This is a genomic window from Bradyrhizobium ingae, assembly GCF_055791185.1.
On sequence record NZ_JBVUBB010000050.1, the window covers coordinates 22,865 to 48,501 of the forward strand.

Sequence of the window (25,637 nt, forward strand, 5' to 3'; positions counted from 1 at the left end):
ACAAAGAGCTAAAGCGCGATGATGATTCAACCCAACCTCATCGCGCCTTAGAAGCGGAATTATGGCCTATTCCGCTGCCTGCTGCGCGCCCCGCACGCCCTGGGCGAGGGATGCGGTCAGCTCGGCGACGGCATTAACGGTTTTGCCAGTCGCGCGCCCCTCCGCATCGAGGCTGTTCTTGAGCGCATCTACCAGCGCGGTGCCGACCACCGCGCCATTGGCATGCGAGGCGATGGCGCGGGCGGTTTCCGGCGTGCGGATCCCGAAGCCGACGCAGACCGGCAGGCTTGTATGCCGCTTGATGCGGGCGACCGCTTCGCTCACGGCCGAGGAATCGGCCGCCGCCGCGCCGGTGATGCCGGTGATCGAGACGTAGTAGACGAAGCCCGAAGTGTTGGCGAGCACGGCCGGCAGGCGCTTGTCGTCGGTCGTCGGTGTCGCCAGGCGGATGAAGTTGAGGCCGGCCTTCATTGCGGGCAGGCAGAGCTCGTCGTCTTCCTCCGGCGGCAGATCGACGATGATGAGACCATCGACGCCGGCGGTCTTTGCATCAGCCAAAAACCTGTCCACGCCGTAGATGTAGATCGGGTTGTAGTAGCCCATCAGCACGATCGGCGTCGTGCCATCGTCCTTGCGGAAGCCGCCCACGAGATCCAGAGTCTTCTTCAACGTCATGCCGCCCTTGAGCGCGCGGAGGCCGGCAGCCTGGATCGACGGGCCGTCGGCCATCGGATCGGTGAAGGGCATGCCGATCTCGATCACGTCGGCGCCCGCCTTCGGCAGCGCCTTGATGATCTCGAGCGACGTCGCCGGATCGGGATCGCCGGCCATCACGAAAGTGACGAAAGCCGAGCGGCCCTGCTTCTTCAGCTCGGCAAAACGGGTGTCGATACGCGTGGTCACTTGGACTTGCCCCTCAGGATATCGCCGACCTGCGGGACGTCCTTGTCGCCGCGACCGGAGAGATTGACGACCATCAGGTGATCCCTGGGCCGCTTCGGCGCGAGCTCCATCACCTTGGCGATGGCATGCGCAGGCTCCAGCGCCGGGATGATGCCTTCGAGCCGCGACAATAGCTGGAATGCCGCGAGCGCCTCGTCGTCGGTCGCGGAGAGATAGTTGACGCGTCCGATCTCGTGCAGCCAGGAATGCTCGGGCCCGATGCCGGGATAGTCGAGACCGGCCGAGATCGAGTGCGCGTCCTGGATCTGGCCGTCCGCGTCCATCAAGAGATAGGTACGGTTGCCGTGCAGCACGCCGGGACGGCCGCCCGCGATCGATGCCGCATGCAATTGCGTGAGCCCGTGGCCCGCGGCCTCGACACCGAAGATTTCGACGGAGGGATCATCGAGGAAGGGATGGAACAGGCCCATGGCATTGGAGCCGCCGCCGATGCAGGCGACCAGCGAATCCGGCAGCCTGCCTTCGACCTCCTGCATCTGCGTCTTGGTCTCATTGCCGATGATCGACTGGAAGTCGCGCACCAGCGTCGGATAGGGATGCGGCCCCGCCACCGTGCCGATGCAGTAGAAGGTGTTGTGCACGTTGGTGACCCAGTCGCGCAGCGCCTCGTTCATCGCGTCCTTCAGCGTGCGCGTGCCCGACTGCACCGGAAACACCTTTGCGCCCAGCATCTCCATGCGGATGACGTTGGGCTGCTGCCGCTCGACGTCGACCGCGCCCATATAGACCACGCATTCCAGCCCGAAGCGCGCGCAGAGCGTTGCGGTGGCAACGCCGTGCTGGCCGGCACCGGTCTCGGCGATGATGCGCTTCTTGCCCATGCGCCGTGCCAGCATGATCTGGCCGAGCACGTTGTTCACCTTGTGCGAACCGGTGTGGTTCAGCTCCTCGCGCTTCAGATAGATTTTTGCGCCGCCGAGGTGCTCGGTGAGGCGCTCGGCGAAATACAGCGGCGAGGGCCGGCCGACATAGTTCTTGAGATAACCGTTCATCTCGGCCTGGAAGGCCGGATCGGCCTTGGCCGCGTTGTACGCCTTCTCCAGATCGAGGATCAGCGGCATCAGGGTTTCGGCGACGAAGCGTCCGCCAAAAATGCCGAAATGGCCGCGCTCGTCCGGGCCGCTGCGATAGGAGTTTGGTTTGGCGATGTTCATCGTACGCTCAACTCTTGGGTGGCGCGCGCAGCGCGAATAAAGGCTGTGATCAGCTCCGGGTCCTTCACGCCGGGGGCGCTCTCGACCCCGGAGGAGACGTCGACGCCGCCGGCGCCGGTAAGGCGCAGGGCCTCCGCAACGTTCTGGGCGTGTAGCCCGCCCGAGACCATGTATGGCAGCTTCAGATCGAGGTTTTCCAGCAGGTGCCAGTCGAAGGGGGCGCCCAGCCCGCCGGGCCGCGTTGCGTCCTTCGGCGGACGGGCATCGAACAGGATGCGGTCGGCGACCGCGGCATAGCCCGGCAGCACCGCGAGATCGGCCGCCGTCTCGATCGGCAGGGCCTTCATCACGGGGCGGCCGAATTTCTGCTTGATGTCGCGCAGCCGTGCGACGCTCTCCTTGCCATGGAGCTGCAGAATGTCCGGCGACAGCGCGTCCATGATGTTGTCGAGCGTCGCGTCGTCGGCATCGACCGTGAGCGCGACCTTCAGCGCGCGCTTCTTGACCTGCCGACCGAGATCGCGCCCGGCTTCCAGCGACAGATGCCGGGGCGAGGGCGGAAAGAACACGAACCCCACCATGTCGGCGCCGGCATCGAGCGCGACGTCAAGCGTCTCGCGCGTGGACAGGCCGCAGATTTTGACGAGCAGGGTCATGGTCTCAAAGCGCGTGGAAGCCGCGAGGCCGCGGCCGGAAATCGGGGTTTTCGGTGCGGCCGCTTCTACAACGTCGCGCGCTGCTTGTCTCGCCCGACGGGACCGTAAAGGCCGCTTCCTGCCAGGACCGGCAACCGCTGCGGATCGGGCCGCGAGGCCGCCGTGGAGGCCCTCAAGTCAGCCAGTTCGGACCTCGCCGAGCGCGCATCGGCCTCATGCCGGCGCGCCGCACGACGCCAATGCCGCTGGCCGAACCAGACGGCGCACCCGCCGGCCAGCACCCCGAGGACAGCCACCAGGATCAGGAGCAGGAATAGTGGCAGGGCGGCCGTCAGCGCCGGATCGGCCGAATTGAAGGGGTCGAAGGAGACCGTTACCAGATGATGGTTGGCGACGGCGAAGTCCACAAGCAGCAGACCGAACGGAATCACGATCAACGCGGTCAGGAATTTTCGCATCTCGATCGCTCGCCTTGAATCATGCTTATGGCCGCGTCAAGCGGCCACACCGGTAAACTTGGGCCTGGCCCTAGTCCGGCCCGCCGGGATCCGGATGGTCGCGGTTCAGCCGCTCGCGCATTTCCTTGCCCGTTTTGAAGAACGGGACGCTCTTCTGGTCGACCGGCACATGGGCACCGGTGCGCGGATTGCGTCCTGCCCGCGCGGGGCGATGCTTCACCGAAAAAGCACCGAATCCGCGCAACTCGACCCGATCGCCGCGCGCAAGCGCTGCGACGATCTCCTCGAGGATCGCATTCACAATGTTCTCGACATCCCGCTGGTAAAGATGCGGGTTGTGCTCGGCGATACGCTGAACAAGTTCGGATTTGATCATCGAGAGATAGGACCCGGAAGCGTGCGGATGACCATTTCCGTGAAAATGCCTTGAACTGTCAAGACGCTAAATCAAGTTTGGATGGCGCTAAAGTACGTGACAAAGGCCGGAAAGGGGGTCTGTCACAATACAAGCCGAGCGGGAAAACCCTCTCGGCCTCGCCCGGTTCCCAGTCAATTCGACGCGGCGGGCTGCCATAGTGCGAGCATTCCGTCCAAACCGATCCGATCGACCGCCTGCGCGACGCCGCTGCGCTCGATCTGATGCGCCAGCGAGCTCAAACCGACGGCTTCGAGCGTGACGGTGGCCGCCGACTTGAGAAATGGCAGATCGCCGAAGCGAGGTTCGAGCTTGTAATCGCGAACCGGGAGATCCTTCTTGACGCCCTTCTGCTCGACGAGCCAGTTCACTGCGGTCTTCTCGTCGCCGAGCTGATCGATCAGCCTCAGCTCGATCGCTTGCCGACCGGTGAACACGCGGCCATCAGCGACTTTCTCGAGCTGCGCGTCATCCATGCCGCGACGCTCCTTCACCAGTCCCCTGAACCAGGCGTAGGAATCCTTCACCAGCGCATCGAGCGCGGCGCGCGCTTCGGGGCTGGTGGGCTCGAAACCGTTCGGCGCTGCTTTCAGCGGCGAAGATTTCACCTCCTCGACCTTCACGCCGATGGTCTTCAGGAGATCAGATACGTTCGGAAACTGGAACAAGACGCCGATCGAGCCGACCAGCGAGCTCTGCTGTGCAATGATGTGGTCGGCTGCGATCGCCGTGATGTAGCCGCCCGAGGCGGCAAGGCCTTCGACCACCACGACGAGCGGCTTCTTCGCCTTCAGCCGCGTCAGCGAATCATAGAGCTGCTCGGAGCCGGCGGTGGTGCCGCCCGGCGAGTTGATGTGGACGATGACGGCGGCCGCGCGCGAATTCTCCAGCCGCTCCAGCGCCTGGGTACGCTCGGAATCGCTGCGGATCAGGCCATCGATCTGGACGCGCGCGATCGAGCCGGCGGACGCGAATGTGCCCCGCGCGCCCGGCGTGGCGACCAGCGCAAAGCCTGCAATTGCCGCGATCGCGATCAGCGCGGCAGCGACACGCCAGAAGGTCAGCTTGCGGCGGATCCGGCGGCGATCGACGATGATGTCCGAATCGAGCGACATCGAAAAATCTCCAAATGTGTGGGCTCACGCCTTTTGCAGTCGCAGCGTGACCATTGGCCTATCTGGATACATCAATTGCGACGCAATTTGAAGAATTGAGGGCTTGGTAGTGCAGCACCTCATTTGTCATCCCGGCGAAGGCCGGGATCCATAACCCCAGGGAGAAGTTGTGGCGCGAGCCGGTAACTCCGATCTTCGTCAAACTACTTCCTGTGGTTATGGGTCCCGCGCTCGCGCTGCGCGCGCCCCGGGACGACGGCGTCATTTGTTGCAACAAAAAAGCCCCGGCTCGCGCCGGGGCTTTGATGCTTGCGAAACCAGCGTTTCGCTTACTTGCTGTCGCGGTTCTTGAGCGCGGTGCCCAAGATGTCGCCCAGCGTCGCTCCCGAATCGGAGGAGCCGTATTGCGCGATGGCTTCCTTCTCCTCGGCGACTTCCAGCGCCTTGATCGACACCTGGACCTTGCGGGCCTTCTTGTCGAACTGGATGACGCGGGCATCGACCTTCTCACCGACTGCGAAGCGTTCGGCGCGCTGGTCGTTGCGGTCACGGGCAAGCTCGGAGCGCTTGATGAAGGTGGTAAAGTCGGTACCGGCGATCTTCACCTCGATACCGGCTTCCTTCACTTCGAGCACTTCGCAGGTCACGACCGCGCCCTTCTTGACATCGCCCGGCTCGGCGAATGGGTCGCCTTCGAGCTGCTTGATGCCGAGCGAGATGCGCTCCTTCTCGACGTCCACATCGAGCACGACGGCCTTCACCACGTCGCCCTTCTTGTAGTTGTCGATCACCTGCTCGCCCGGAAGCTTCCAGTCGAGGTCGGAGAGGTGGACCATGCCGTCGACGTCGCCCTCGAGACCCAGGAACAGGCCGAATTCGGTCTTGTTCTTGACCTCGCCTTCGACCACCGAACCGGTCGGATGCTTCTCGACGAAGACCTCCCAGGGGTTGCGCATGGTCTGCTTGAGGCCGAGCGAGATGCGGCGCTTGACGGAATCGACTTCCAGCACCTGCACTTCGACTTCCTGCGAGGTCGAAACGATCTTGCCGGGGTGCATGTTCTTCTTGGTCCACGACATCTCGGAGACGTGGATCAGGCCTTCGATGCCCGGCTCGAGCTCGACGAACGCGCCGTAGTCGGTGATGTTGGTGACACGGCCAGTGAAGCGGGCACCCAGCGGGTACTTGGCTTCGATGCCCTGCCACGGATCATCCAGCAGCTGCTTCATGCCCAGCGAGATGCGGTGCGTCTCGTGGTTGATCTTGATGATCTTGACCTTCACGGTCTGGCCGATCGATAGCACCTCGGTCGGGTGGTTGACGCGGCGCCACGCGATGTCGGTGACGTGCAGGAGGCCGTCGATGCCGCCGAGATCAACGAACGCACCGTAATCGGTGATGTTCTTGACCACGCCGTCAATGACCTGGCCCTCTTCGAGGTTCTGCACCAGCTCCTGACGCTGCTCGGCGCGGGTCTCTTCCAGCACCGTGCGGCGGGAGACGACGATGTTGCCGCGGCGGCGATCCATCTTGAGGATCTGGAACGGCTGCGAGTTGTTCATCAGCGGCGCAACGTCGCGGATCGGACGGATGTCGACCTGCGAGCGCGGCAGGAAGGCCACGGCACCGTCGAGGTCGACGGTGAAGCCGCCCTTGACCTGGTTGAAGATGACGCCGTTGACCTTTTCGTTGTTCTGGAACGCCTTCTCGAGCTTGCCCCAGCTCTCTTCGCGGCGCGCCTTGTCGCGCGACAGCACGGCCTCGCCGAGGGCGTTTTCGATGCGATCGAGGAACACTTCCACCTCGTCGCCGACCTTGAGGTCGCTCTCACGGCCGGGGCCGGAAAATTCGCGCAGTGCGACACGGCCCTCGGTCTTCAGGCCGACGTCGATGACGGCCATGTCCTTTTCAATTGCAACAACCTTGCCCTTGACGACGGAGCTTTCCTGCAGATTGCCGCCTGCAAAGGACTCGTCGAGCATCGCGGCGAAATCGTCACGCGAGGGGCTGTAGGTATTAGCGGAAGTCGAAGCCATTTGTTCTCCAGTTGCGGAATCTCGCCGGCCGTTCGGGTTGATGGGCGTATCGCGCGTGAAGTGTCAGGGTTCCGCAAACCCCAACGACCGCTCATTGCGCGAGGCGCAACAGCGGGCCGGCAGATGAACTGCACGTTCGGTACGTATTGATTGACCGGGGGCCGGAAGCGAAATTATCGTCTTCAAGACCGGGAGCGGGCGTTCCTCCAGATGCGGCGAGGGTTTCGACCCGACGCCGGCCCGCTCGGGACGGCCTCGATCAGATCGATGGCGGCCCGGACGGCGCTGATATAGCCCTCACGGTCCTTTCGGGCAAGCCGGAAATGGCCGATTCACGGGCCCTTAAGACTGACGGCAGGTTACGCCCGCCCCCTTGAATTTGACACGTCTACGCCTCGTTGACCGCATCCTCCGAATTGCTCCGCAGGGGCCCTTTGCACAGAACCGGATGGAACTGGGCCTTAAGCCTCCTGGGGCACTCTGGCGCCGTCAAAAACAGGGGGAGTATCCAATGAAGAACTTCATCATGCTGGTGGCATTTGCCGTCGTGACCGCCGCAAATGGCATTACCGTGATGCCCGGCGCTGCGACGACCGAGCACAACGTTACGATGGTGATGACCTCGCAGCCGGTCATGTGGATGATCGATCAGGAACTGCCATTCGACCGCTACTGGTCGAAGAACTGATCCAACCGATCCAGGCCGGATCTGAAGCGCGATGGCAAACTCATCGCGCTTTAGCGCTTCGCCCGGACCGCCTCGACGATATCGATCGCAGCCTGCACGCTCTCGTCGATACCCAGATTGGAATTGTCCAGCGTGTGCGCGTCGGGCGCGGCACGCAGCGGCGCCGTCGGGCGGTTCTGATCCCGCTCGTCGCGCTTGATGATATCGGCCAGGATCGCAGCCTCGTCGGCCTGTTCGCCGCGGGACTGTGCCTCCAGCGTCCGCCGCCGTGCGCGGACCCTTGGATCAGCAACGACAAAAATCTTCACATCGGCATCCGGACAGATCACCGTGCCGATGTCGCGGCCATCCAGGACCGCGCCGGGCGGGTGGGACGCGAACTGGCGTTGAAAATTCAGCAGCACCTCGCGCACTCCCGGAAGGGCCGAGACGATCGAGGCGGCGTTGCCGACCTCATGCGATTTCAGCGCGGGATTGCCGAAGGTCTTGGGATCGAGCTGGCGCGCCGCCGCGATGGCCAGCGCCTCGTTGTGCAGATCGGCCCCCATCTCCAGCAGCGCATGGGCAACCGCGCGGTAGATCACGCCGGTATCGAGGTGACGATAGCCGTAATGATGCGCGAGGCGCTTGCCGAGCGTACCCTTGCCGGAGGCCGCGGGGCCGTCGATGGCAATGATCATGAAAAATCGGCCCCCAGCGAACGCATCATGGGAATGAAGTCGGGAAAGCTGGTGGCGATGAAGGCGGTGTCGTCGACCTTCACGGCCCTGTCGGACGCACAGCCCATCACCAACGCCGACATCGCGATCCGATGATCCATATGGGTGGCGACGAGACCGCCGCCTGGCACGTGCCCCCTGCCCTCGACGATCAGATCATCGCCGGAGATCTCGACCTTGACGCCGTTGACGCGCAGCATGTCGGCGGTCGCCGCCAGCCGATCGGATTCCTTGACGCGCAGCTCGTGCAGGCCGCGCATGATGGTCGTGCCTTCCGCGAAGGACGCCGCCACCGCGAGCACCAGATACTCGTCGATCATCGACGGCGCGCGCTCCGGCGGCACCTCGACGCCGCGCAGTTTCGAGGCGCGCACGCGCAAGCTCGCCATCGGCTCGCCGGCATCGCCGCGGACTTCGCTCTCCTCGATCGAGCCGCCCATTTCGCGGAGCGTCGTGAAGAGCCCGGTGCGCAGCGGATTGGTCATGATGTCGGACAGCACGACATCGGAGCCTTCGGCGATCAGCGCGGCGACGACCGGAAAGGCCGCCGATGAAGGATCGGCGGGCACCACGACAGCGGCGCCGTGCAGCTCGCCCTGGCCGACGAGCGCTATGCGGCGGCCATGCTGGCCCTCCGCTACCGACGTGATGTCGGCGCCAAAATGCTTCAGCATCAGCTCGGTGTGGTCGCGGCTAGCCTCGCTCTCGATGACGGTCGTCGTCCCCGGCGCAGCCAGTCCCGCCAGCAGGACCGCCGACTTGATCTGGGCTGAAGCCACGGGCGTCTTGTAGGTGATCGGCAGGGGATCGCGCGCGCCCTGGAGCGTCAGCGGAAGACGACCGCCCTCGCCAACGGCGACGACCTTGGCCCCCATTTTCTCCAGCGGATCGAGCACGCGGCCCATGGGACGGCTGCGCAGCGAGGCGTCGCCGTCGAACACGGCCGAGATCGGGCAGCCCGCGACCGCCCCCATCACCAGCCGGCACCCGGTCCCCGAATTCCCGAAATCCAGGGGCGCCTTTGGCTGGGCAAAGCCGGCCACACCGACCCCGCGCACACGCCAGGCAAAATCACCGGTGCGCTCAACCGATGCGCCGAGCGCCTGCATGGATTTGGCGGTATTGAGGACGTCTTCGCCCTCCAACAGGCCTGTGATCCGGGTCTCGCCGACCGACAGCGCGCCCAGGATGAGCGAGCGGTGGGAAATCGACTTGTCCCCGGGTACCCGTACTTTCCCGGTCAGGGCACCGCTGGCGCGGGACTGAAGCGGGCTCGGTTGGTCGGAATGAGCCAAGATTGTGTCCTTGAATGCCCGCAGGTGGACCTCGAATGCTCCCCGGCGGCTCGCGCGCGCAGGTACCATATGGTCAGCCCGCCGTCACGGGCATGTCTTTCCTCCGCAATGCGCTATTGACAGCGGGCCGCCAACTAGCCAAGTGAAGCACCGCTTTTCAGACATTCCCAGGATTCCTGCCGTGGCCAAGTCCGAACTCGGAACCAAACGCATTTGCCCGACCACGGGCAAGAAGTTCTATGACCTCAACAAGAATCCGGTGATCTCGCCCTATACCGGCGAGGTGGTGCCGATTGCGCCGGTGGCGCCGGCACGCCCGACCCGTGGCGCCGAAGCGCGCAGCATGGCTCAGGACACCACGCCGGAACCGGCCGAGACCGAAGAGATGGTTTCCCTCGAGGAGGCCGATGCCGAGGAGAACACCGGCAAGGTCAAGGCCGCCGTGCCCGAATCCGAGGACGACATCGAGGTCGACGAGACGCTCGAGGACGACGATGACGATGATTCGACCTTCATCGCCGACGACGAAGAGGGCGATGAGGACGTGACCGACATCATTGGTGATGTCGGAGGCGATGAAGAGACTTGAGATCAGACCTGATCTGTGATCAACGGTGCTGCCGCGCGAGTCGCCTTTAGGGCTCGGCGGCCGGAGTGATCCCCCAGGATCACCCTACCGAACTAACGGGGCCATAGCTCAGCTGGGAGAGCGCTTGCATGGCATGCAAGAGGTCGGCGGTTCGATCCCGCCTGGCTCCACCAGCCTTCGCTCGCTTCGCGAGCTTCGGCTCGGCAGGCCAGCTCCGCTCCATCGTAGCGAAGCTAGCGAAGGCTGCCGCGGCGTAGCCCGAAGGGCGAAGCCGGGCTCTCACAAAACTTCGGCCTGAAATATTATCCGCTTCGCGAGCTGCGGCTCGGCAAGCCAGCTCCGCTCCATCGTAGTGAAGCTAGCGAAGGCTGCCGCGGCGTAGCCCGAATGGCGAAGCCGGGCCTCGGCAAAACTTCGTCCTGAGATAGTATCCGCCCACTGCGTGGAGCGGGGGGACAGGATGAAGTACGTCTACATTCTCGAAAGCCTCGATTCAGAGCATTTCTACATCGGCATCACCGATGACCTGCGAGCCCGGCTCGCAAAGCACAACGCCGGCGAGGTGCCCCACACGTCAAAGTATGGCCCTTGGCGTATTAAAACCTACATCGCTTTCAGCGATGAGGCCCAGGCGATTGCCTTCGAGAAGTACCTGAAATCGGCTTCGGGCCGAGCTTTTGCGAAGAAGCGCCTTTAAGAGCAACAAAGCCTGGCGCAGAAGGCCCGCTACTCCCCAATCACAGCATTCAGCCGGTCGCGTAGCGCGACGATCTCGTTCTTCATTGCCACCAGCTCGGGCACCGTGCAGTCGGATGCGGCCAGGATCGACTGCGGCACGCTGCGCGCCTTGTCCTTCAGGGCCTGCCCCTGCGGCGTCAGCGCGATCAGCACCTGGCGCTCGTCCTCGGTCGAGCGCGTGCGCTTGACGAGCTGAGCGGCTTCCAGGCGCTTGAGCAGCGGCGTGAGCGTGCCGGAGTCCAGGAACAGCCGCTCGCCGATATCCTTCAGCGGCACACCGTCGCGCTCCCACAGCACCAGCATCACCAGATATTGCGGATAGGTCAGGCCGAGCCGGTCGAGCAGCGGCTTGTAGACGCGGTTGAAGGCGTGCGCGGCGGAATAGACCGCAAAGCAGATCTGGTTATCGAGCCGCAGCGGCTGGTCGGCGGCCAGTTGTTTCCGAGCCATGGAAAGCCTCAATGGAAAACCTCAAGAGATTCGCTTCGACATTCTGGGGCGGAGCGGCGGCACATTCAATTGCGAACAATTAAATGTGAGGCATCACAATTCATATTGTGCACAATCTAATTGTCTGCGATATACGGCTAGCCCCAACCTGAAACTAGGGAGACTCAAGATGTCCGTGAACGTGCTCTACAAGACCAGCGCCAAGGCCACCGGCGGCCGCGACGGCCATGCTGCGACCCTCGACGGCGCGCTGGACGTGAAGCTTACCACCCCGAAGGAGCTCGGGGGCGGCGGCGGCGCCGGCAACAATCCCGAGCAGCTGTTTGCAGCCGGCTATGCCGCCTGCTTCATCGGTGCGATGAAGTTCGTGGCCTCCCAGGGCGGACCGAAGGTTCCCGCCGACACCTCGGTGACCTCGACGGTCGGCATCGGCCCGCGTTCGGAAGGCGGCTTCGGCCTCGACGTCGAACTCGTGGTTTCGCTGCCCGGCGTTCCCCGCGCGGAGGCCGAGGCACTGGTCGAGAAGGCCCATCAGGTTTGCCCGTACTCCAACGCGACCCGTGGCAACGTCGACGTCCGCCTCAAGGTTGCGTGACGCCGAAGGCAATCCTGGCTGGCCCGAGATCCCCTCGAGCCAGCCGCTCGCGCCTCGATATGCCACGCCGCGGGATTGAGCGCGGCGGCGCATGCGGCCCTACGCCGGGAGCCATTGCCGGCTTTCGCGAACCTCGCTAGGCCTGGGATCGTACATCGATCCTCCCTTGAGCGAAGGTTGCCGTCATGACTTCCGAAACAGCAATCGGTGCGATGAGTGGGCTGCGCGTCATCGACCTCACGCGCGTGCTCGGCGGCCCCTACTGCACGCAGATTCTCGCCGACCACGGCGCCGATGTGATCAAGGTCGAACCGCCCGCGGGCGATGAGGTGCGCGAATGGGGACCTCCCTTCCATGAGGAGGACGCGGCCTACTTCGTCGGCATCAACCGCAACAAGCGCTCGATCGGCCTCGACCTCGCCTCCGAAGGCGGCCGCGTCGTGCTGCTCAAGATGCTGGAGACGGCCGACGTCCTGATCGAGAATTTCAAGCCCGGCACACTCGAGAAATGGGGCATCGGCAACGAGAGCTTGCGTGAAAAATTTCCGCGTCTGGTGCATTGCCGGATCTGCGGCTTCGGCGCCGACGGCCCGCGCGGCGGCAATCCCGGCTATGATGCCATCATCCAGGCGATGACCGGCATGATCGCGGCGACCGGCTCGAGGGAAAGCGGGCCGATGCGGATCGGCGTGCCGCTGGTCGACATCACCACCGGGCTCTATGCGGCGATCGGCATCCTGATGGCGCTGTCGGAGCGGCAGCGCTCGGGGCTTGGGCAATTCCTCGAGACCACGCTCTACGAGACCGGCCTTGCGATCATGCATCCGCACACCGCGAATTATTTCATGCATGGCAAGCCGCCGAGCCTGACCGGCAACGAGCACCCCAATCTCGTGCCCTACGCGATCTTCCCGACCAGGACCGACGACATCTTCATCGGCGTCGGCAATGACGGCACGTTCCGCAAGCTGGCCAAGGAGATCGGCAAGCCCGAGCTCGGCACCGATCCGCGCTTTGCCCGCAACAAGGACCGCATCGCCAATCGCGAGGCGCTGCGCGCCGAGCTGGCCGCGGTGTTCAGCCAGCACGAGGCCGAGCCGCTGTGCGACCGCCTGCTCGCCGCCGGACTGCCCGCGGGCCCCGTGCAGAAGATCGACCAGGCGTTGAACAATCCGCACACGATCTACCGCGGCGATGTCATCGAGAAGGACTGGTACAAGGGCGTCGCCTCGCCGATCCGGCTCGATCGCAGCAAGCCGAGCCTGCGCCGCGTGCCGCCGAAATTCAGCCAGCACGCCACTGAAGTGCTCGGCGAGTTCGGATATTCCAGGGCCGAGATCGACGCATTGGTCGAGAAGGGCGTGGTCTGCGGTCCCGAGCGCAAGCGCTAGGGTTGCGACGAGATAGTGAGCGGCACCGCAACGTCGGTGCACCCCCTCCCCCGCTCGCGGGGGAGGGGCGGGGAGAGGGTGTCTCAACAACGAAGACTCCCCCAGAGGATAGAGCCCTCACCCGGTGCTGCGCGCCGATTCTCCCGCAAGCGGGAGAGCTTTCCGAGCTTGCGGCCGCAGCGCATTGCCCAAAGCCATCTGTTCAGCCGCGCGATCCGCTCACCGCCCATCCAATGCTGCGGCGCGGCCGCGCGCTTCGTCTCCGCCTATTTTCCGGCTTCCCTTTTGCGCCGCTTGCCGCTTTCGTTTCGGCCGCTTACACAGTCACGTGAACGTCACATGGCGCTGCTAGCGCAAGCGCTCTTTGATGACGGCCCAAGGGAGGTTTTCTTAATGGCTCTTCGACAATTCGCTGCGGCTGCCGCCATTGCCGCCACGTTCGGCTTTGCCGCCTCGCCGGCGCTGGCCGTGACCGAAATCCAGTGGTGGCACGCGATGACGGGCGCGAACAACGACGTCATCGTCAAGCTCGCCAACGACTTCAACGCGTCGCAGAGCGACTACAAGGTGATTCCGACCTACAAGGGCAGCTATCCCGACACGATGAACGCCGGCATCGCGGCGTTCCGCGCCGGCAATGCGCCGCACATCATGCAGGTCTTCGAGGTCGGCACCGCGACCATGATGGCCGCGACCGGCGCCGTCAAACCCGTCTACAAGCTGATGGCCGAGACCGGCGAGAAGTTCGATCCCAAGGCCTACCTGCCCGCGATCACCGGCTATTACTCGACCACGAAGGGCGAAATGCTGTCCTTCCCGTTCAACTCCTCGTCCACGGTCATGTGGATCAATCTCGATGAGCTCAAGAAGGCCAATGTCGAGATCCCGAAGACCTGGCCGGAAGTATTCGAGGCCGGCAAGAAGCTGAAGGCTGCCGGCCACGCGACCTGCGGGTTCTCCAATGCATGGGCCACCTGGGTCAACATCGAGCAGCTCTCCGCCTGGCACAACGTACCGCTCTCGACCAAGGCCAACGGTCTCGACGGCTTTGATACGGTTCTTGAGTTCAACGGCCCGCTCCAGGTCAAGCATCTCGAGAACCTGGTCGAGCTTCAGAAGGACAAGACCTACGACTACGCCGGCCGCACCAACACCGGCGAGGGCCGCTTCACCTCCGGCGAGTGCCCGATCTTCCTGAGCTCCTCCTCCTTGTTCGCCAACATCAAGGCTCAGGCCAAGTTCAACTTTGCCGCCGCGCCAATGCCCTATTATCCGGACGTCAAGGGCGCACCGCAGAACTCGATCATCGGCGGCGCTTCGCTCTGGGTGATGGGTGGCAAGACTGCCGATGAGTACAAGGGTGTCGCAAAATTCCTGACCTTCCTCTCGGACACCGACCGCCAGGTCTGGGTCCACAAGGCATCCGGCTATCTGCCGATTACCAAGGCGGCCTATGAGAAGGCGAAGGCCGAGGGCTTCTACAAGGATCAGCCCTATCTCGAAACGCCGCTGCTGGAGCTGACCAACAAGGAGCCGACCGAGAACTCCCGCGGCCTGCGGCTCGGCAACATGGCACAGCTTCGCGACGTCTGGTGCGAGGAGATCGAGCAGGCGCTCGCCGGCAAGAAGACCGCCAAGCAGGCGCTCGACGCCGCCGTCGAACGCGGCAACACGATGCTCCGGCAGTTCGAAAAGACCGCCGTAAAATAAGGCGATGAGCGGCAGGCCGATCTCGCGGCCTGCCGCTCACCTCACATCATGCAAAAGCAAGCCATTTTCCAATCCAGGCTATTGCCGTTCGCGCTGGTTGCACCGCAGCTCGCGATCGTGCTGATCTTTTTCTACTGGCCGGCCGCGCAGGCGGTGATCCAATCTTTCCTGCTGCAGGACGCCTTCGGCCTCTCGACCAGCTTCGTCTGGTTCGACAACTACGTCGAACTGTTGAAGGAGCCGACCTATTTCGAGGCGATCGTCCGGACTTTCTTCTTCTCGTTCGCCATCGCCCTCTCTTCGTTGTCCCTGGCGCTGCTCCTCGCCGTGATGGCGGACAAGCCGATGCGCGGCGGCGCGCTCTATCGCACCTTGCTGATCTGGCCCTATGCGGTCGCCCCGCCCGTGGTCGGCGTGCTCTGGATCTTCATGCTGCACCCCTCGCTCGGCGTCATTTCGCGCTATCTGCGCGCCGCCGGCATCGACTGGAATCCGCTGCTGGACGGTAACCAGGCCGCACTGCTGGTCATCCTCGCCGCCGCCTGGAAGCAGGTCTCCTACAATTTTCTGTTCTTCCTGGCCGGCCTCCAGGCCATCCCGAAGAGCGTGATGGAAGCGGCGGCGATCGACGGCGCCCGCCCGATGCGGCGGTTCTGGACCGTGACCTTCCCGCTGCTGTCGCCGACCATCTTCTTCCTGCTGGTCGTCAACATCGTCTACGCCTTCTTCGACACCTTCGGCATCATCGACACGATGACGCGCGGCGGTCCCGGCAAGGCGACGGAAACGCTGGTCTACAAGGTCTATTCCGACGGCCTGCTCGGCGGCAATCTCGGCAGCTCCGCGGCGCAGTCGGTCATCCTGATGGTCATCGTCATCGTGCTGACGGGAATCCAGTTCCGCTTCGTCGAACGCAAGGTGACCTACTGATGGTCGAGCAAGAGGGCATCCGCCGCTACATCGCCCATATCATCCTGTGGATCGGCATCGCGATCGTCGCTTTCCCCGTCTACATCGCGATCGTCGCCTCGACCCAGGACAACGCACTGATCGCCAACGGTCAGATGTCGCTGCTGCCGGGCGGACATTTCTTCGAAGTCTACTACCAGACGATCTTCGTCGGCACGAGCGGCTCGACCCGCGAGCCCGTCGCCAACATGATGCTCAACTCGCTGATCATGGCGATGCTGATCGCGGTCGGCAAGATCGCGATCTCGATCGTCTCGGCCTATGGGATCGTCTATTTCCGCTTCCCGTTCCGGATGCCGATCTTCTGGATCATCTTCATCACGTTGATGCTGCCGGTCGAGGTGCGCATCTATCCGACCTACAAGATCGTTGCTGATCTGCACATGCTCGACAGCTTTGCCGGCCTGTCGCTGCCGCTGATCGCGTCGGCCACCGCGACGCTGCTGTTCCGCCAGTTCTTCATGACGGTGCCGGACGAGCTGCTGGAGGCTTCGCGCATCGACGGTGCCGGCCCGCTGCGGTTCTTCTGGGATACGCTGCTGCCGCTGTCGCGCACCAACATGGCGGCGCTGTTCGTGATCCTCTTCATCCTTGGCTGGAATCAGTATCTCTGGCCGCTGTTGATCACCACGCGTGACGACATGCAGACCATCCAGATCGGTATCCGCAAGATGATCACCACCACCGATGCGCTCACCGAATGGCCGATCGTGATGGCGACGGCCGTGCTCGCGATGCTGCCGCCGGTGTTCGTCGTCGTCGCGATGCAGAAGCTGTTCGTGCGCGGACTGGTCGAGACGGAGAAGTAGAGACTATGGCTAACGTCACCCTGCGCAACGTCCGCAAGACCTATCCCGGCGGCTTCGAGGCCATCAAGGGCGTCGACGTCGATGTCGGCGACGGCCAGTTCTGCGTGCTGGTCGGCCCTTCCGGCTGCGGCAAGTCGACGCTGCTCCGCATGGTCGCGGGGCTCGAGACCGTCTCTGGCGGCGAGATCGACATCGGCGGCCGCGTCGTCAACCAGGTCGAGCCCGCCGACCGCGACATCGCGATGGTGTTCCAGAACTACGCGCTCTATCCGCATATGAGCGTCTACAACAACATGGCCTATGGCCTGCGCAACCGCGGCATGAAGGAAGACGAGATCAAGACGCGCGTCGAGGAAGCCGCGCGCGTGCTCGAGCTCGCACCGATGCTCGAGCGCAAGCCGCGCCAGCTCTCCGGCGGCCAGCGCCAGCGTGTCGCCATGGGCCGCGCCATCGTGCGGCAGCCAAAAGTGTTCCTGTTCGACGAACCGCTGTCCAATCTCGACGCAAAACTGCGCATCGCAATGCGCGTCGAGATCCGCAAATTGCAGCGCCGGCTGAACACGACGTCGATCTACGTCACCCACGACCAGCTCGAGGCGATGACGCTGGCCGACATCCTCGTCGTGATGAACGGCGGCCAGGTCGAGCAGATCGGCAATCCGCTCGCGATCTACGAGAAGCCGGCAACGACGTTCGTCGCCTCCTTCATCGGTGCACCGCCGATGAATCTGATGTCGACACGGCCGAATGAGATCAGGACACAGCTCGGCGCCAACGGCCGCGCGGCCGAGGCCGGCATCCTCGGCATCCGCCCGGAGGACTTTGTCATCACCGACCAGACGCCGGCGGGCGGCGTGGCGCTTGCCCTCACCGTGGAGGCGATCGAGCGGGTCGGCGCCGAAACCTTCGTCTACGGCGCGCGCCAGCAAGAGGAGCAGCAGGTTGCTGCAACGCCCGGCGAGCTGCCGCCGGGCGAAGTCATCGTCCGGATCCCGGGCGCCGAGGCCCCCGCGATCGGCCAGAACATCCGCGTCGCCGCGGTGCGCGACAAGCTGCATCTGTTCAGCGGCGACGGGCGGAGGCGGATCGAGGCCTGAGGCCTTTGGGCCGGCAAGATCAAAAACTCGAAAACAACCCCATGCAAAGTAGCCGATGGTCGGTACTTTTTGGGATAGCTCGCGCCGCAACCTCGTCATGCCCGGGCTTGTCCCGGGCATCGACGTTCTTTGTGCCGGGAGAAAGGTCGTGGATGGCCGGGACAAACCCGGCCATGACGTCACCTGCGGGGGAATGACGGCTGTGCAGCGCCCCCGCCAGGTGCTTGAACCCGCACGGGGATGTGCCCATATTGGGTCACAAGGGGTGCCATTCAGGGCCCTGAAACGTCAAAGTCGCTTTGCGAGGACTTTGTAAACTATGTCTCGTGTTCCCACGTTATCCAGTCCGTTCCTTCTGGGCTTCGACGAGATCGAGCGCGTGCTCGATCGGGTCGTCAAAGGCGCCGACGGCTACCCTCCCTACAATATCGAGAGGTGCGGCGGATCGGACGGCCAGCCCGAGCGGCTGCGTATCACGCTGGCGGTCGCCGGCTTCACCCGCGACCAACTCGATGTAACCATTGAGGAAAACCAGCTCGTGATCCGCGGGCGTCAGCAGGACGACAAGACCCGGCAATACATCCATCGCGGCATCGCCGCGCGCCACTTCCAGCGCACCTTCGTGCTGGCGGAGGGGATGCTGGTGCTGGGTGCGGATTTGAAGAACGGGTTGTTGTCGATTGATCTCGCCCGGCCGGAACCGGAAAGGATCGTTAAGACAATCGCTATCAATGAGCACGAATAATGGAACGAGTAGCGGACTCGACCGCTTAGTTTCGAGAGAGGAGTCGAGACCATGAGTAACGGTCACGTTGCGTTCGAATACGAAGCCAACAACGTCTCGCCCGAGACGCTGGCAACCCTCGGCGAGGGCCACATCGCCTATGTGAAGCAGATCCGCTCGGAGGACGTGCCCGATTTGTTTCCCGAGGCGCCCAAGATTGCGCCGGGCCTCAAACTCTTCGCGCTCCACGCCGCCGACGGCACGCCGATCATGCTGACCGACAGCCGCGAAGCCGCGATCGCCAATGCCTGGAGCAACGAGTTGCAGGCGGTGAGCGTGCACTGAGCGCGCGCACTTCGCATCGATAGAATTTCAAGCGGGCATGCCTTCGCGCGAAGGCGTGCCCGTTTTGCTTTGGGTCTCGCGCTTGGTAGATCGTCGTCATGAACACGATCGCACCCGTCGCAATCACCGGCTTCGAGATATCGCCCGGCGAGCAGCTTTGTGCCGCCCTCCTCGCGCTCAACAACAGCCACGCGGCGGAACTGTCATGGCTTGAGCCTGAGCGGATGAAACATCTCGTCGCGCAGGCCTTCTACGCCCGGAGGCTCGGCGAGCTCGACGCTTTCCTGATCGCGCTTGACCAGGACGGACAATACGACAGTCCGAACTTTCTGTGGTTTCGATCCCGCTACGCGCGCTTTGTTTATGTCGACCGAATCGTTGTCGCACCATCGGCACGTGGTAACGGATGTGCGCGTCGACTCTATGCCGACCTGTTCGATCGTGCCGCCGAGGCCGGGCACGATCGCATCGTTTGTGAGGTCAATCGGCAGCCCCCGAACCCGTCGTCGGATGCATTTCATGCCGCGTCGGGATTCATCGAGGTCGGCAGCGCCAGCATCCACAATGGACGCAAGACGGTGCGCTACCTGTCGCGCTCGCTGTAGTTGGTGCTTCCCAAAGGTGAAGCGCTCGGCCTACGCGGCGGTCGCCGGCGGCAGCGCCAGCACCGAGTAGATCGCCTGCGCATCGCGCGAGGCGCGCAGCTTCTTGGCGATGTCCTGGTCACGCAGGAGGCGGGCGATGCGCGCCAGCGCCTTCAGGTGATCGGCGCCGGCACCTTCCGGTGCCAGCAGCAGGAAGACGAGATCGACCGGCTGGCCGTCCATCGCCTCGAAATCGATCGGGCGATCGAGCCGCGCGAACAGGCCGAAGATCTTTTCCAGCTTGGGCAGCTTGCCGTGGGGAATCGCGACGCCGTAGCCGACGGCAGTGGTTCCGAGCTTCTCACGCTGCAACAGCACCTCGAACACCGAACGCTCATTCTGTCCGGTCAACTCGGCGGCCTTGGCAGCGAGTTCCTGCAAGGCCTGCTTCTTGCTGTTGACTTTCAATGCCGGGAGAATCGCCTCGGGTGCGACCAGATCGGTAATCGGCATGGAGCTTTCCGAGGTGAATTAAGCCGTCAGGTTCCGAATTGGCCAAGTTGGAAGACCAGATTTGGCCGGCGTCAATAACGTGAAGCAGGAGGTGGACTTAGCCCCAGTCCTGATGTGGGGCGCTTCTACTCCAACGCAATCCCGGTGCCAACTCCCGCAAACGCCTTTTGCCGTGGTCAACCCTAAAGACAGGAGTCCTACGGGGAGGTCCCAACGCCGCCCAAAATTGGCCGGGTTAGTTCCCGGATTTGGCCGCCGGAGGATCGATCCAGCCGACATTGCCGTCTGGGCGGCGGTAAATGATGTTCACCCGGCCGCTCGAGCCATGCTGGAATACCAGGCAATGGGCGCCGCTGAGATCGAGTTCCATGACGGCTTCGCTGACCGAGAGCTGCCTCAGGGAGGTGGTCGATTCCGCAATGATGACGGGACTGTAGCCGGTGACCTCGTCCTCGCCCTCGCCGGGAGCCTCGAGGACGTAAGCGGTGGCGTCCAGCGAGGCCATTGCCGCCGAGGCCGCAGCGGCCTTGCGGGCGGAGCGGTCCTTCAGCCGGCTCTTGTAGCGGCGCAGCCGCTTCTCGATCATCAGCAGCGCCTGGTCGGCACTGGCATAGGCGTCCGGCGCGTTCGAATCGGCTTCCAGCGTGATCCCGGAATCGAGGTGCAGCGCGCAATCGGTGCGGAAGCCGAACCCGTCCTTGCTCAGCGTAATGTGGCCGGAATAATTGCCGTCGAAATATTTGCGCAACACCTCGTCCGTGCGCTCGGCGACGCGGCCACGAAGGGCTTCGCCGACGCTGATGCTTTTGCCCGAAATCCGGAGAGTCATGTGACGCCTCGCCTGGTTGGTGCCGAACACGCGATGGGATGAGGATAAAATCGTCATCGCGCTTCAGGTTGTCTAGCCTGGATCGAGCTCAGGGGAGATCGAGAGTATCGCGATTTGAGACGCGCGCAATCAGGCCGGCTCGGTGTTGCGGGAACGATCGGACAGGGCGGTGGAGAGGACGTTACCAAGAGCGCTCTGCTTGTCGCGACGGCGTTGTACCGAAGAGGGAATGCGCATGGCTTCGCGGTACTTCGCAACCGTGCGCCGGGCGATATCAATGCCGGAGCCTCGCAACCGTTCCACGATCGTGTCGTCGGACAGGATCGCCGACGGCTCCTCCGAATCGATCAGCTGCTTGATGTGGTGACGGACGGCTTCGGCGGAATGCGCCTCGCCGCCATCGGCCGACGCGATCGACGCCGTGAAGAAATACTTCAATTCAAAGGTGCCGCGATTGGTCGCCATGTATTTGTTGGCGGTGACACGCGACACCGTGGATTCATGCATCTGGATGGCGTCGGCGACCGCTTTCAGGTTGAGCGGCCTCAAATGCGCGACGCCGTGAGTGAAGAAGCCGTCCTGCTGGCGCACGATCTCGGTTGCGACCTTCAGGATGGTGCGGGCGCGCTGATCGAGCGCGCGCACGAGCCAGGTCGCGTTCTGCAAGGCATCGGTGAAATAGGATTTGTCACCATCCTTGCCGATCTTCTTCGAGAGCTCCGAGTAGTAGGTCTGGTTCACGAGCACCCGCGGCAAGGTGTCGCTGTTGAGTTCGACATGCCAGCCGCCGTCGGGACCCGGGCGGACATAAACGTCGGGCACCATGGTCTGGAGGCGCGCGGAGCCGAACTTCATGCCGGGCTTGGGATTGAGGCGGCGGATCTCGCCGATCATGTCGGCGATGTCCTCGTCATCGACGCCGCAAAGCTTGCGCAGCGCGGCGATGTCACGCTTGGCCAGGAGATCGAGATTCTCGACCAGCGCCTGCATCGCCGGATCGTAGCGATCGAGCTCGCGAAGCTGAATCGCCAGGCATTCGCTCAAATTGCGTGCGCAGACGCCAGGCGGATCGAATTTTTGCAGCACCGCAAGAACGTCCGCGACATCCTGCTGCGATGCACCAAGCCGCTCGGCGGCCTGACCGAGATCCGGCGGCAGATAGCCGGCCTCGTCGACGAGGTCGATGAGATATTGTCCGATCATGCGCTGCGCGGGCGCGGTGAACGCGACCGAGAGCTGTTCGGCGAGATGGTCGGCCAGCGTCGTCTCTGCCGCGACAAAGGCTTCGAGATTGTAGTCCTCGTCACCGGAGGCGCCGCCACCCCATTCGGTGTAGACACTCGGCGCCGCATCCTGCGCATTGCGCGCCGCGGCTTCCGCCGGCTCTTCCGAAAAGACGTTGTCGAGCCCGGTATCCAGCGTCTGCTCGATCTCGGCGCGGGTGCCGAGATCCTTGCTCATCCACTCTTCCTGGCCGGGCTCGAAGGCATCGCCCGAACCGCCGCCCGGCTCGTCGCCGTGGCTGCCGCCGGAATCGTCGCCATCGCTGAATTGGGCCGCCTCGCCCGGGGCATCGCCCGGCGGCTGCTCGTCATTGGCCCGCTCGAGCAGCGGATTGCGCTCGAGCTCCTCCTCAACGAAGGTCGTGAGATCGAGATTGGACAGTTGCAGCAGCTTGATCGCCTGCATCAACTGCGGCGTCATCACCAGCGACTGCGACTGTCGGAACTCTAATCTCTGCGTCAGAGCCATGAAGCAAGAACCGTTCCCAAAAATTTGGTCCGATTTTTGCTTATCCTAGTCTGAGCCCGATGTACACGTCTTGACGTATCCAAAAATCGGGCTAGAGGCGGAACTCCTCACCAAGGTAAAGGCGGCGGACATCCGGATCGCTGACGATCTCATCCGGACTCCCCTCGGTCAAGATTTCACCGGCATACACGATATAGGCACGGTCGGTGAGGCCGAGCGTCTCGCGCACATTGTGGTCGGTGATCAAGACGCCGATACCGCGATTGGTGAGGTGGCGCACGAGGTCCTGGATGTCGCCGACCGCGATCGGATCGATGCCGGCAAAAGGCTCGTCGAGCAGCATGTAGTTGGGGCGCGTCGCAAGCGCACGCGCGATCTCGACGCGGCGGCGCTCGCCACCCGACAGCGCGATCGAGGGCGATTTTCGCAAGCGCGTGATGTTGAACTCGTCGAGCAGGGAGTCGAGCTGCTGCTCGCGCTTCTTGCGCGAGGGTTCCACCACCTCGAGCACGGCGCGGATGTTCTGCTCGACGGTGAGGCCGCGGAAGATCGAGGCCTCCTGCGGCAGATAGCCGATGCCGAGCCGTGCGCGCTGATACATCGGCAGCTTCGTCACGTCGTGGCCGTCGAGCTCGATCGCGCCGCGATCGGCCTTGATCAGCCCGGTGATCATGTAGAACACGGTGGTCTTGCCGGCGCCATTCGGCCCTAGCAGACCGACGGCCTCGCCGCGGCGCACATAGATGCTGACGCCGCGCACCACCTGGCGGCTGCCAAAGCTCTTTTCCACGCTATGCACAGCCAGGAAGCCCGGCCGGCGCAGGAGCTGCGGGCCACCGGCACCGTTGGTCCTGGTGCCGGTCGCGACGGGTCTGGCGGGCTGGGGACGCGGCCGCGGCGGTTCCGATGTTGGTATCGGCTGATCGCGCGCGATCGGCGGCGCGTCGCGCACCGGGCTGGTCACGAGACCGCCGACACTGTCACCGAGCGCGGTGATGTCCTGGCGCGCAAATCCTGGCCGGCCGCGTTTGGCGGGGCGCCGACGGAACATGCTGAATAAATCGACCATCCCCGCTGTCTCAAGCCTTTCACGGTATTCCCGCGATCACGATGATCCCGCGATCTTGCCGCCCCGGCGCGATTCGCCGGCACAGCATGAAGTGAAAGGGTGTGTCTTGCCCAGAGAAACACCCTCGATCCCCTATCGGAGGAATCCCGCCGCCGAGCCCGCCCGGGTAGATACAGTCTTGTCGGGCAGGCTTCAACCTCGCTCCGACAGCCCCGCGCGTAAGGTACTGAATCTACTTCGGTTTGCTCGCGCCCGGCAGCGCCAAAGGCGGGCCGGCGCCGGGCTTGGAGGAGCCGCAATCGCCGCCGCCGCCCTGCGGCAGCAGGGCCCGCACCTTGCCGCCATCGGATTCGACGCGGGACACCCCGGTGGTCATGTCGACCATCAGCCGGTCGCCCTGCAGCACGTTCTTGCATTGGGTCAGGACCACCTGGCCCGTGCCGCCGAGCATCGTGATCAGATTCGTCTTGGTGTCGAAGATCGCGGTCTCGCCGGTCACCACCTGATCCTTCTGGGTGACCACGACATTGCCGCGGGCTTCGAGCCGCTTGATCGAGGAGCTGCCGTTCGGCCCCGGCGTCGCCGATTGCATCGGTGCCGTCGCCTTTGCGTTTTTCGCCGGCGGCGACGCCGGCTGTCCCGAACCGGAGCCGCTCGATTCGTAGAACACGACCAGCGTCTTCGACGTCATGGTGGTGTCGCCCTGCACGACCTTCACGTTGCCGGCGAAGGTCGCCTCCTTCTTCTTGTCCCGCATTTCGAGCGAGGCGGCTTCGATCTGGATCGGCTGATCGCGGTTTTGCGAAAACCCCTGCATTGCGTTGGGCACGCCCTGCATGGTGCTTTGCGCATGCACTGCTGCGATCAGCGCCACACTAAGCGCGAGCGCGCCAGCGCTGAAGGCAACGCTTCGTCTCAAGCCGTTGCGCGGAAGGTGCTGCGTCATGAAGCTCATCTTGAAGTGCCGGGCTTGTTTTGAATCGAGCGCGTCTTCGCCGGCGGCGGCGGCGCGGGCTCGGCAGGCGCTGGTGGCGCAGCGGCCGGCTCGTCGGTGCTCAGCTTGTCGAGGTACATCACGACGTGGCCTTCGAAGCGGATGACGTCGCCGCCCTCCGTGATCTTCAGGCGATCCGAGGTCAGGGTGCCGTTGGTCAGCTTGACGTCGACATGTTCATCCGAGGTCACCGTGTTGTTGGCCATGTCGACGAAGGCCTGGCTGAGACGGGCCTCATAGCCCGTCGACGTCCGCAGGAAGATAGCCTTGCGCAGATCGAGCTGCTGCTGCTTGTTGTCGAAGTTCCCGGTGAGGGCGTCCAGGAAGATCGTCGATTGATCCTGCATCAGGAGCTTGGCCCTGAGCTTGTGCAAATCGACATGGTCGGGGTCCCTGATGTCCTGGGTCGCCGTGTTGGCCCAGAGCTCATAGGGCCGCTGGTCGGGCGTGTAGCCGGACAGGTGCGGCGTTTCCATGGTGATCTTGGTGCCGGAGACCACCATGTTGCCGGGATCGAAAGCCACTTCCTTCGTGGTCCGGAACTTGTTGAAGGCCGAGACGAAGATGATCATGGCCATCGCCACGACGACCGTCACCGGCACGGCGATGCGCAGAATGTGGACCAGCCTGCTGTGGCGCGCCGCTGCCGCGAAACGCGCCTCCAGGCCGTCATAGGCTCCATCATAGGCTGGGGTCTGGACCGAACTCACTGCTGCTCCGGGGCGCCGATTGACGCCCGATTGTATCCGGCGCCGCCGGAATATGCAGCCCGCGACAGGCCGTTATGACTGTGTCCGAAACGGGGCGGCCCCGAGGCTGTCTCTTATACACATCGGTGTTGTTTTTTTTTTTGAAAGGGGGGGGGGGGGGGGGGGGGGGGGGGGGGGGGGGGGGGGGGGGGGGGGGGGGGGGGGGGGGGGGGGGGGGGGGGGGGGGGGGGGGGGGGGGGGGGGGGGGGGGGGGGGGGGGGGGGGGGGGGG

The 25,637-nt window shown here is 63.9% G+C and carries 28 protein-coding genes and 1 tRNA gene; 13 read left to right on the forward strand and 16 right to left on the reverse strand.

What is annotated here, in order from left to right:
* Positions 1-66: 66 nt before the first annotated feature.
* From trpA to rpsA, 7 genes are all read right to left on the reverse strand, one after another.
* On the reverse strand, positions 67-903 hold the full coding sequence (gene trpA / locus ACV1FX_RS38055) for a tryptophan synthase subunit alpha (RefSeq protein WP_473122652.1): 837 nt from the start codon (positions 901-903) through the stop codon (positions 67-69).
* On the reverse strand, positions 900-2,117 hold the full coding sequence (gene trpB / locus ACV1FX_RS38060) for a tryptophan synthase subunit beta (RefSeq protein WP_473122653.1): 1,218 nt from the start codon (positions 2,115-2,117) through the stop codon (positions 900-902). Before trpB ends, trpA begins: the two co-directional genes overlap by 4 nt.
* The gene (locus ACV1FX_RS38065) at positions 2,114-2,773 is read right to left on the reverse strand and encodes a phosphoribosylanthranilate isomerase (RefSeq protein WP_473122654.1); all 660 of its coding nucleotides are present in this window, start codon (positions 2,771-2,773) and stop codon (positions 2,114-2,116) included. Before ACV1FX_RS38065 ends, trpB begins: the two co-directional genes overlap by 4 nt.
* A gap of 65 nt (positions 2,774-2,838) precedes the next feature.
* Positions 2,839-3,231 (reverse strand): DUF1049 domain-containing protein, encoded by a 393-nt coding sequence (locus ACV1FX_RS38070; RefSeq protein WP_473122655.1) that lies wholly within the window; start codon positions 3,229-3,231, stop codon positions 2,839-2,841.
* Positions 3,232-3,301: 70 nt separating this feature from the next.
* Positions 3,302-3,607, reverse strand: a complete 306-nt coding sequence (locus tag ACV1FX_RS38075) for an integration host factor subunit beta (RefSeq protein ID WP_027528287.1) — start codon at positions 3,605-3,607, stop codon at positions 3,302-3,304.
* Positions 3,608-3,780: 173 nt separating this feature from the next.
* Positions 3,781-4,761 (reverse strand): signal peptide peptidase SppA, encoded by a 981-nt coding sequence (gene sppA / locus ACV1FX_RS38080; protein WP_473122656.1) that lies wholly within the window; start codon positions 4,759-4,761, stop codon positions 3,781-3,783.
* 329 nt (positions 4,762-5,090) lie between these two features.
* Positions 5,091-6,797, reverse strand: a complete 1,707-nt coding sequence (rpsA, locus tag ACV1FX_RS38085; RefSeq protein ID WP_473122657.1) for a 30S ribosomal protein S1 — start codon at positions 6,795-6,797, stop codon at positions 5,091-5,093.
* Positions 6,798-7,308: 511 nt separating this feature from the next.
* Between rpsA and ACV1FX_RS38090 the strand changes: the two genes are divergently transcribed.
* A complete protein-coding gene (locus tag ACV1FX_RS38090) occupies positions 7,309-7,485 on the forward strand; it encodes a hypothetical protein (RefSeq protein WP_473122658.1) in 177 nt (58 codons plus the stop codon).
* Positions 7,486-7,535: 50 nt separating this feature from the next.
* On the opposite strand, the gene cmk is transcribed toward ACV1FX_RS38090, so the two are convergent.
* Together cmk and aroA are read right to left on the reverse strand one after the other, a co-directional pair.
* A complete protein-coding gene (gene cmk / locus ACV1FX_RS38095) occupies positions 7,536-8,165 on the reverse strand; it encodes a (d)CMP kinase (protein WP_473122659.1) in 630 nt (209 codons plus the stop codon).
* On the reverse strand, positions 8,162-9,499 hold the full coding sequence (gene aroA, locus ACV1FX_RS38100) for a 3-phosphoshikimate 1-carboxyvinyltransferase (RefSeq protein ID WP_473122660.1): 1,338 nt from the start codon (positions 9,497-9,499) through the stop codon (positions 8,162-8,164). Before aroA ends, cmk begins: the two co-directional genes overlap by 4 nt.
* A gap of 181 nt (positions 9,500-9,680) precedes the next feature.
* Between aroA and ACV1FX_RS38105 the strand changes: the two genes are divergently transcribed.
* From ACV1FX_RS38105 to ACV1FX_RS38115, 3 genes are all read left to right on the forward strand, one after another.
* Positions 9,681-10,088 (forward strand): TIGR02300 family protein, encoded by a 408-nt coding sequence (locus tag ACV1FX_RS38105; RefSeq protein WP_473122661.1) that lies wholly within the window; start codon positions 9,681-9,683, stop codon positions 10,086-10,088.
* Between the two features lie 97 nt (positions 10,089-10,185).
* A tRNA-Ala gene (locus ACV1FX_RS38110) sits at positions 10,186-10,261 on the forward strand.
* A 287-nt stretch (positions 10,262-10,548) separates the two neighbouring features.
* Positions 10,549-10,785: a GIY-YIG nuclease family protein gene (locus ACV1FX_RS38115; RefSeq protein ID WP_473122662.1), complete on the forward strand. Its 237-nt coding sequence runs from the start codon at positions 10,549-10,551 to the stop codon at positions 10,783-10,785.
* Positions 10,786-10,814: 29 nt separating this feature from the next.
* Here the strand turns inward: ACV1FX_RS38115 and ACV1FX_RS38120 are convergent, their stop codons facing one another.
* Positions 10,815-11,276, reverse strand: a complete 462-nt coding sequence (locus ACV1FX_RS38120; protein WP_027528280.1) for a MarR family winged helix-turn-helix transcriptional regulator — start codon at positions 11,274-11,276, stop codon at positions 10,815-10,817.
* Between the two features lie 169 nt (positions 11,277-11,445).
* Here ACV1FX_RS38120 and ACV1FX_RS38125 point away from each other — a divergent pair, with 169 nt between their 5' ends.
* The 9 genes from ACV1FX_RS38125 (at position 11,446) to ACV1FX_RS38165 (ending at position 19,521) form a co-directional block, all read left to right on the forward strand.
* Positions 11,446-11,871: an organic hydroperoxide resistance protein gene (locus ACV1FX_RS38125; RefSeq protein ID WP_473122663.1), complete on the forward strand. Its 426-nt coding sequence runs from the start codon at positions 11,446-11,448 to the stop codon at positions 11,869-11,871.
* A 185-nt stretch (positions 11,872-12,056) separates the two neighbouring features.
* Positions 12,057-13,262, forward strand: coding sequence for a CaiB/BaiF CoA transferase family protein (locus ACV1FX_RS38130; protein ID WP_473122664.1), 1,206 nt, complete (start codon positions 12,057-12,059; stop codon positions 13,260-13,262).
* Positions 13,263-13,655: 393 nt separating this feature from the next.
* A complete protein-coding gene (gene ugpB, locus ACV1FX_RS38135) occupies positions 13,656-14,972 on the forward strand; it encodes a sn-glycerol-3-phosphate ABC transporter substrate-binding protein UgpB (protein WP_473122665.1) in 1,317 nt (438 codons plus the stop codon).
* 48 nt (positions 14,973-15,020) lie between these two features.
* On the forward strand, positions 15,021-15,902 hold the full coding sequence (gene ugpA / locus ACV1FX_RS38140; protein ID WP_473122666.1) for a sn-glycerol-3-phosphate ABC transporter permease UgpA: 882 nt from the start codon (positions 15,021-15,023) through the stop codon (positions 15,900-15,902).
* Complete coding sequence (ugpE, locus tag ACV1FX_RS38145) at positions 15,902-16,750, forward strand: sn-glycerol-3-phosphate ABC transporter permease UgpE (RefSeq protein WP_473122667.1); 849 nt, start codon at positions 15,902-15,904, stop codon at positions 16,748-16,750. The genes ugpA and ugpE overlap by 1 nt, the downstream gene beginning before the upstream one ends.
* Before the next feature lie 5 nt (positions 16,751-16,755).
* Positions 16,756-17,847 carry a sn-glycerol-3-phosphate import ATP-binding protein UgpC gene (locus tag ACV1FX_RS38150; RefSeq protein ID WP_473122668.1) on the forward strand — a complete coding sequence of 364 codons (1,092 nt, stop codon included), beginning with the start codon at positions 16,756-16,758 and terminating at the stop codon, positions 17,845-17,847.
* Between the two features lie 319 nt (positions 17,848-18,166).
* On the forward strand, positions 18,167-18,592 hold the full coding sequence (locus tag ACV1FX_RS38155; RefSeq protein ID WP_035704151.1) for an Hsp20 family protein: 426 nt from the start codon (positions 18,167-18,169) through the stop codon (positions 18,590-18,592).
* A gap of 51 nt (positions 18,593-18,643) precedes the next feature.
* Complete coding sequence (locus ACV1FX_RS38160) at positions 18,644-18,916, forward strand: BQ00720 family protein (protein WP_027528273.1); 273 nt, start codon at positions 18,644-18,646, stop codon at positions 18,914-18,916.
* Positions 18,917-19,014: 98 nt separating this feature from the next.
* On the forward strand, positions 19,015-19,521 hold the full coding sequence (locus ACV1FX_RS38165) for a GNAT family N-acetyltransferase (protein ID WP_473122669.1): 507 nt from the start codon (positions 19,015-19,017) through the stop codon (positions 19,519-19,521).
* Between the two features lie 30 nt (positions 19,522-19,551).
* Here the strand turns inward: ACV1FX_RS38165 and ptsN are convergent, their stop codons facing one another.
* From ptsN to lptC, 6 genes are all read right to left on the reverse strand, one after another.
* On the reverse strand, positions 19,552-20,013 hold the full coding sequence (gene ptsN, locus ACV1FX_RS38170; RefSeq protein ID WP_008141251.1) for a PTS IIA-like nitrogen regulatory protein PtsN: 462 nt from the start codon (positions 20,011-20,013) through the stop codon (positions 19,552-19,554).
* A 235-nt stretch (positions 20,014-20,248) separates the two neighbouring features.
* Positions 20,249-20,842, reverse strand: a complete 594-nt coding sequence (hpf, locus tag ACV1FX_RS38175) for a ribosome hibernation-promoting factor, HPF/YfiA family (protein WP_473122670.1) — start codon at positions 20,840-20,842, stop codon at positions 20,249-20,251.
* Between the two features lie 129 nt (positions 20,843-20,971).
* The gene (gene rpoN / locus ACV1FX_RS38180; RefSeq protein ID WP_473122671.1) at positions 20,972-22,594 is read right to left on the reverse strand and encodes an RNA polymerase factor sigma-54; all 1,623 of its coding nucleotides are present in this window, start codon (positions 22,592-22,594) and stop codon (positions 20,972-20,974) included.
* A 91-nt stretch (positions 22,595-22,685) separates the two neighbouring features.
* Positions 22,686-23,663 (reverse strand): LPS export ABC transporter ATP-binding protein, encoded by a 978-nt coding sequence (gene lptB, locus ACV1FX_RS38185; RefSeq protein ID WP_473122672.1) that lies wholly within the window; start codon positions 23,661-23,663, stop codon positions 22,686-22,688.
* A gap of 232 nt (positions 23,664-23,895) precedes the next feature.
* Positions 23,896-24,609 (reverse strand): LptA/OstA family protein, encoded by a 714-nt coding sequence (locus ACV1FX_RS38190; RefSeq protein WP_473122673.1) that lies wholly within the window; start codon positions 24,607-24,609, stop codon positions 23,896-23,898.
* 5 nt (positions 24,610-24,614) lie between these two features.
* Positions 24,615-25,367: an LPS export ABC transporter periplasmic protein LptC gene (gene lptC / locus ACV1FX_RS38195; RefSeq protein ID WP_473122674.1), complete on the reverse strand. Its 753-nt coding sequence runs from the start codon at positions 25,365-25,367 to the stop codon at positions 24,615-24,617.
* Positions 25,368-25,637 lie beyond the last annotated feature (270 nt).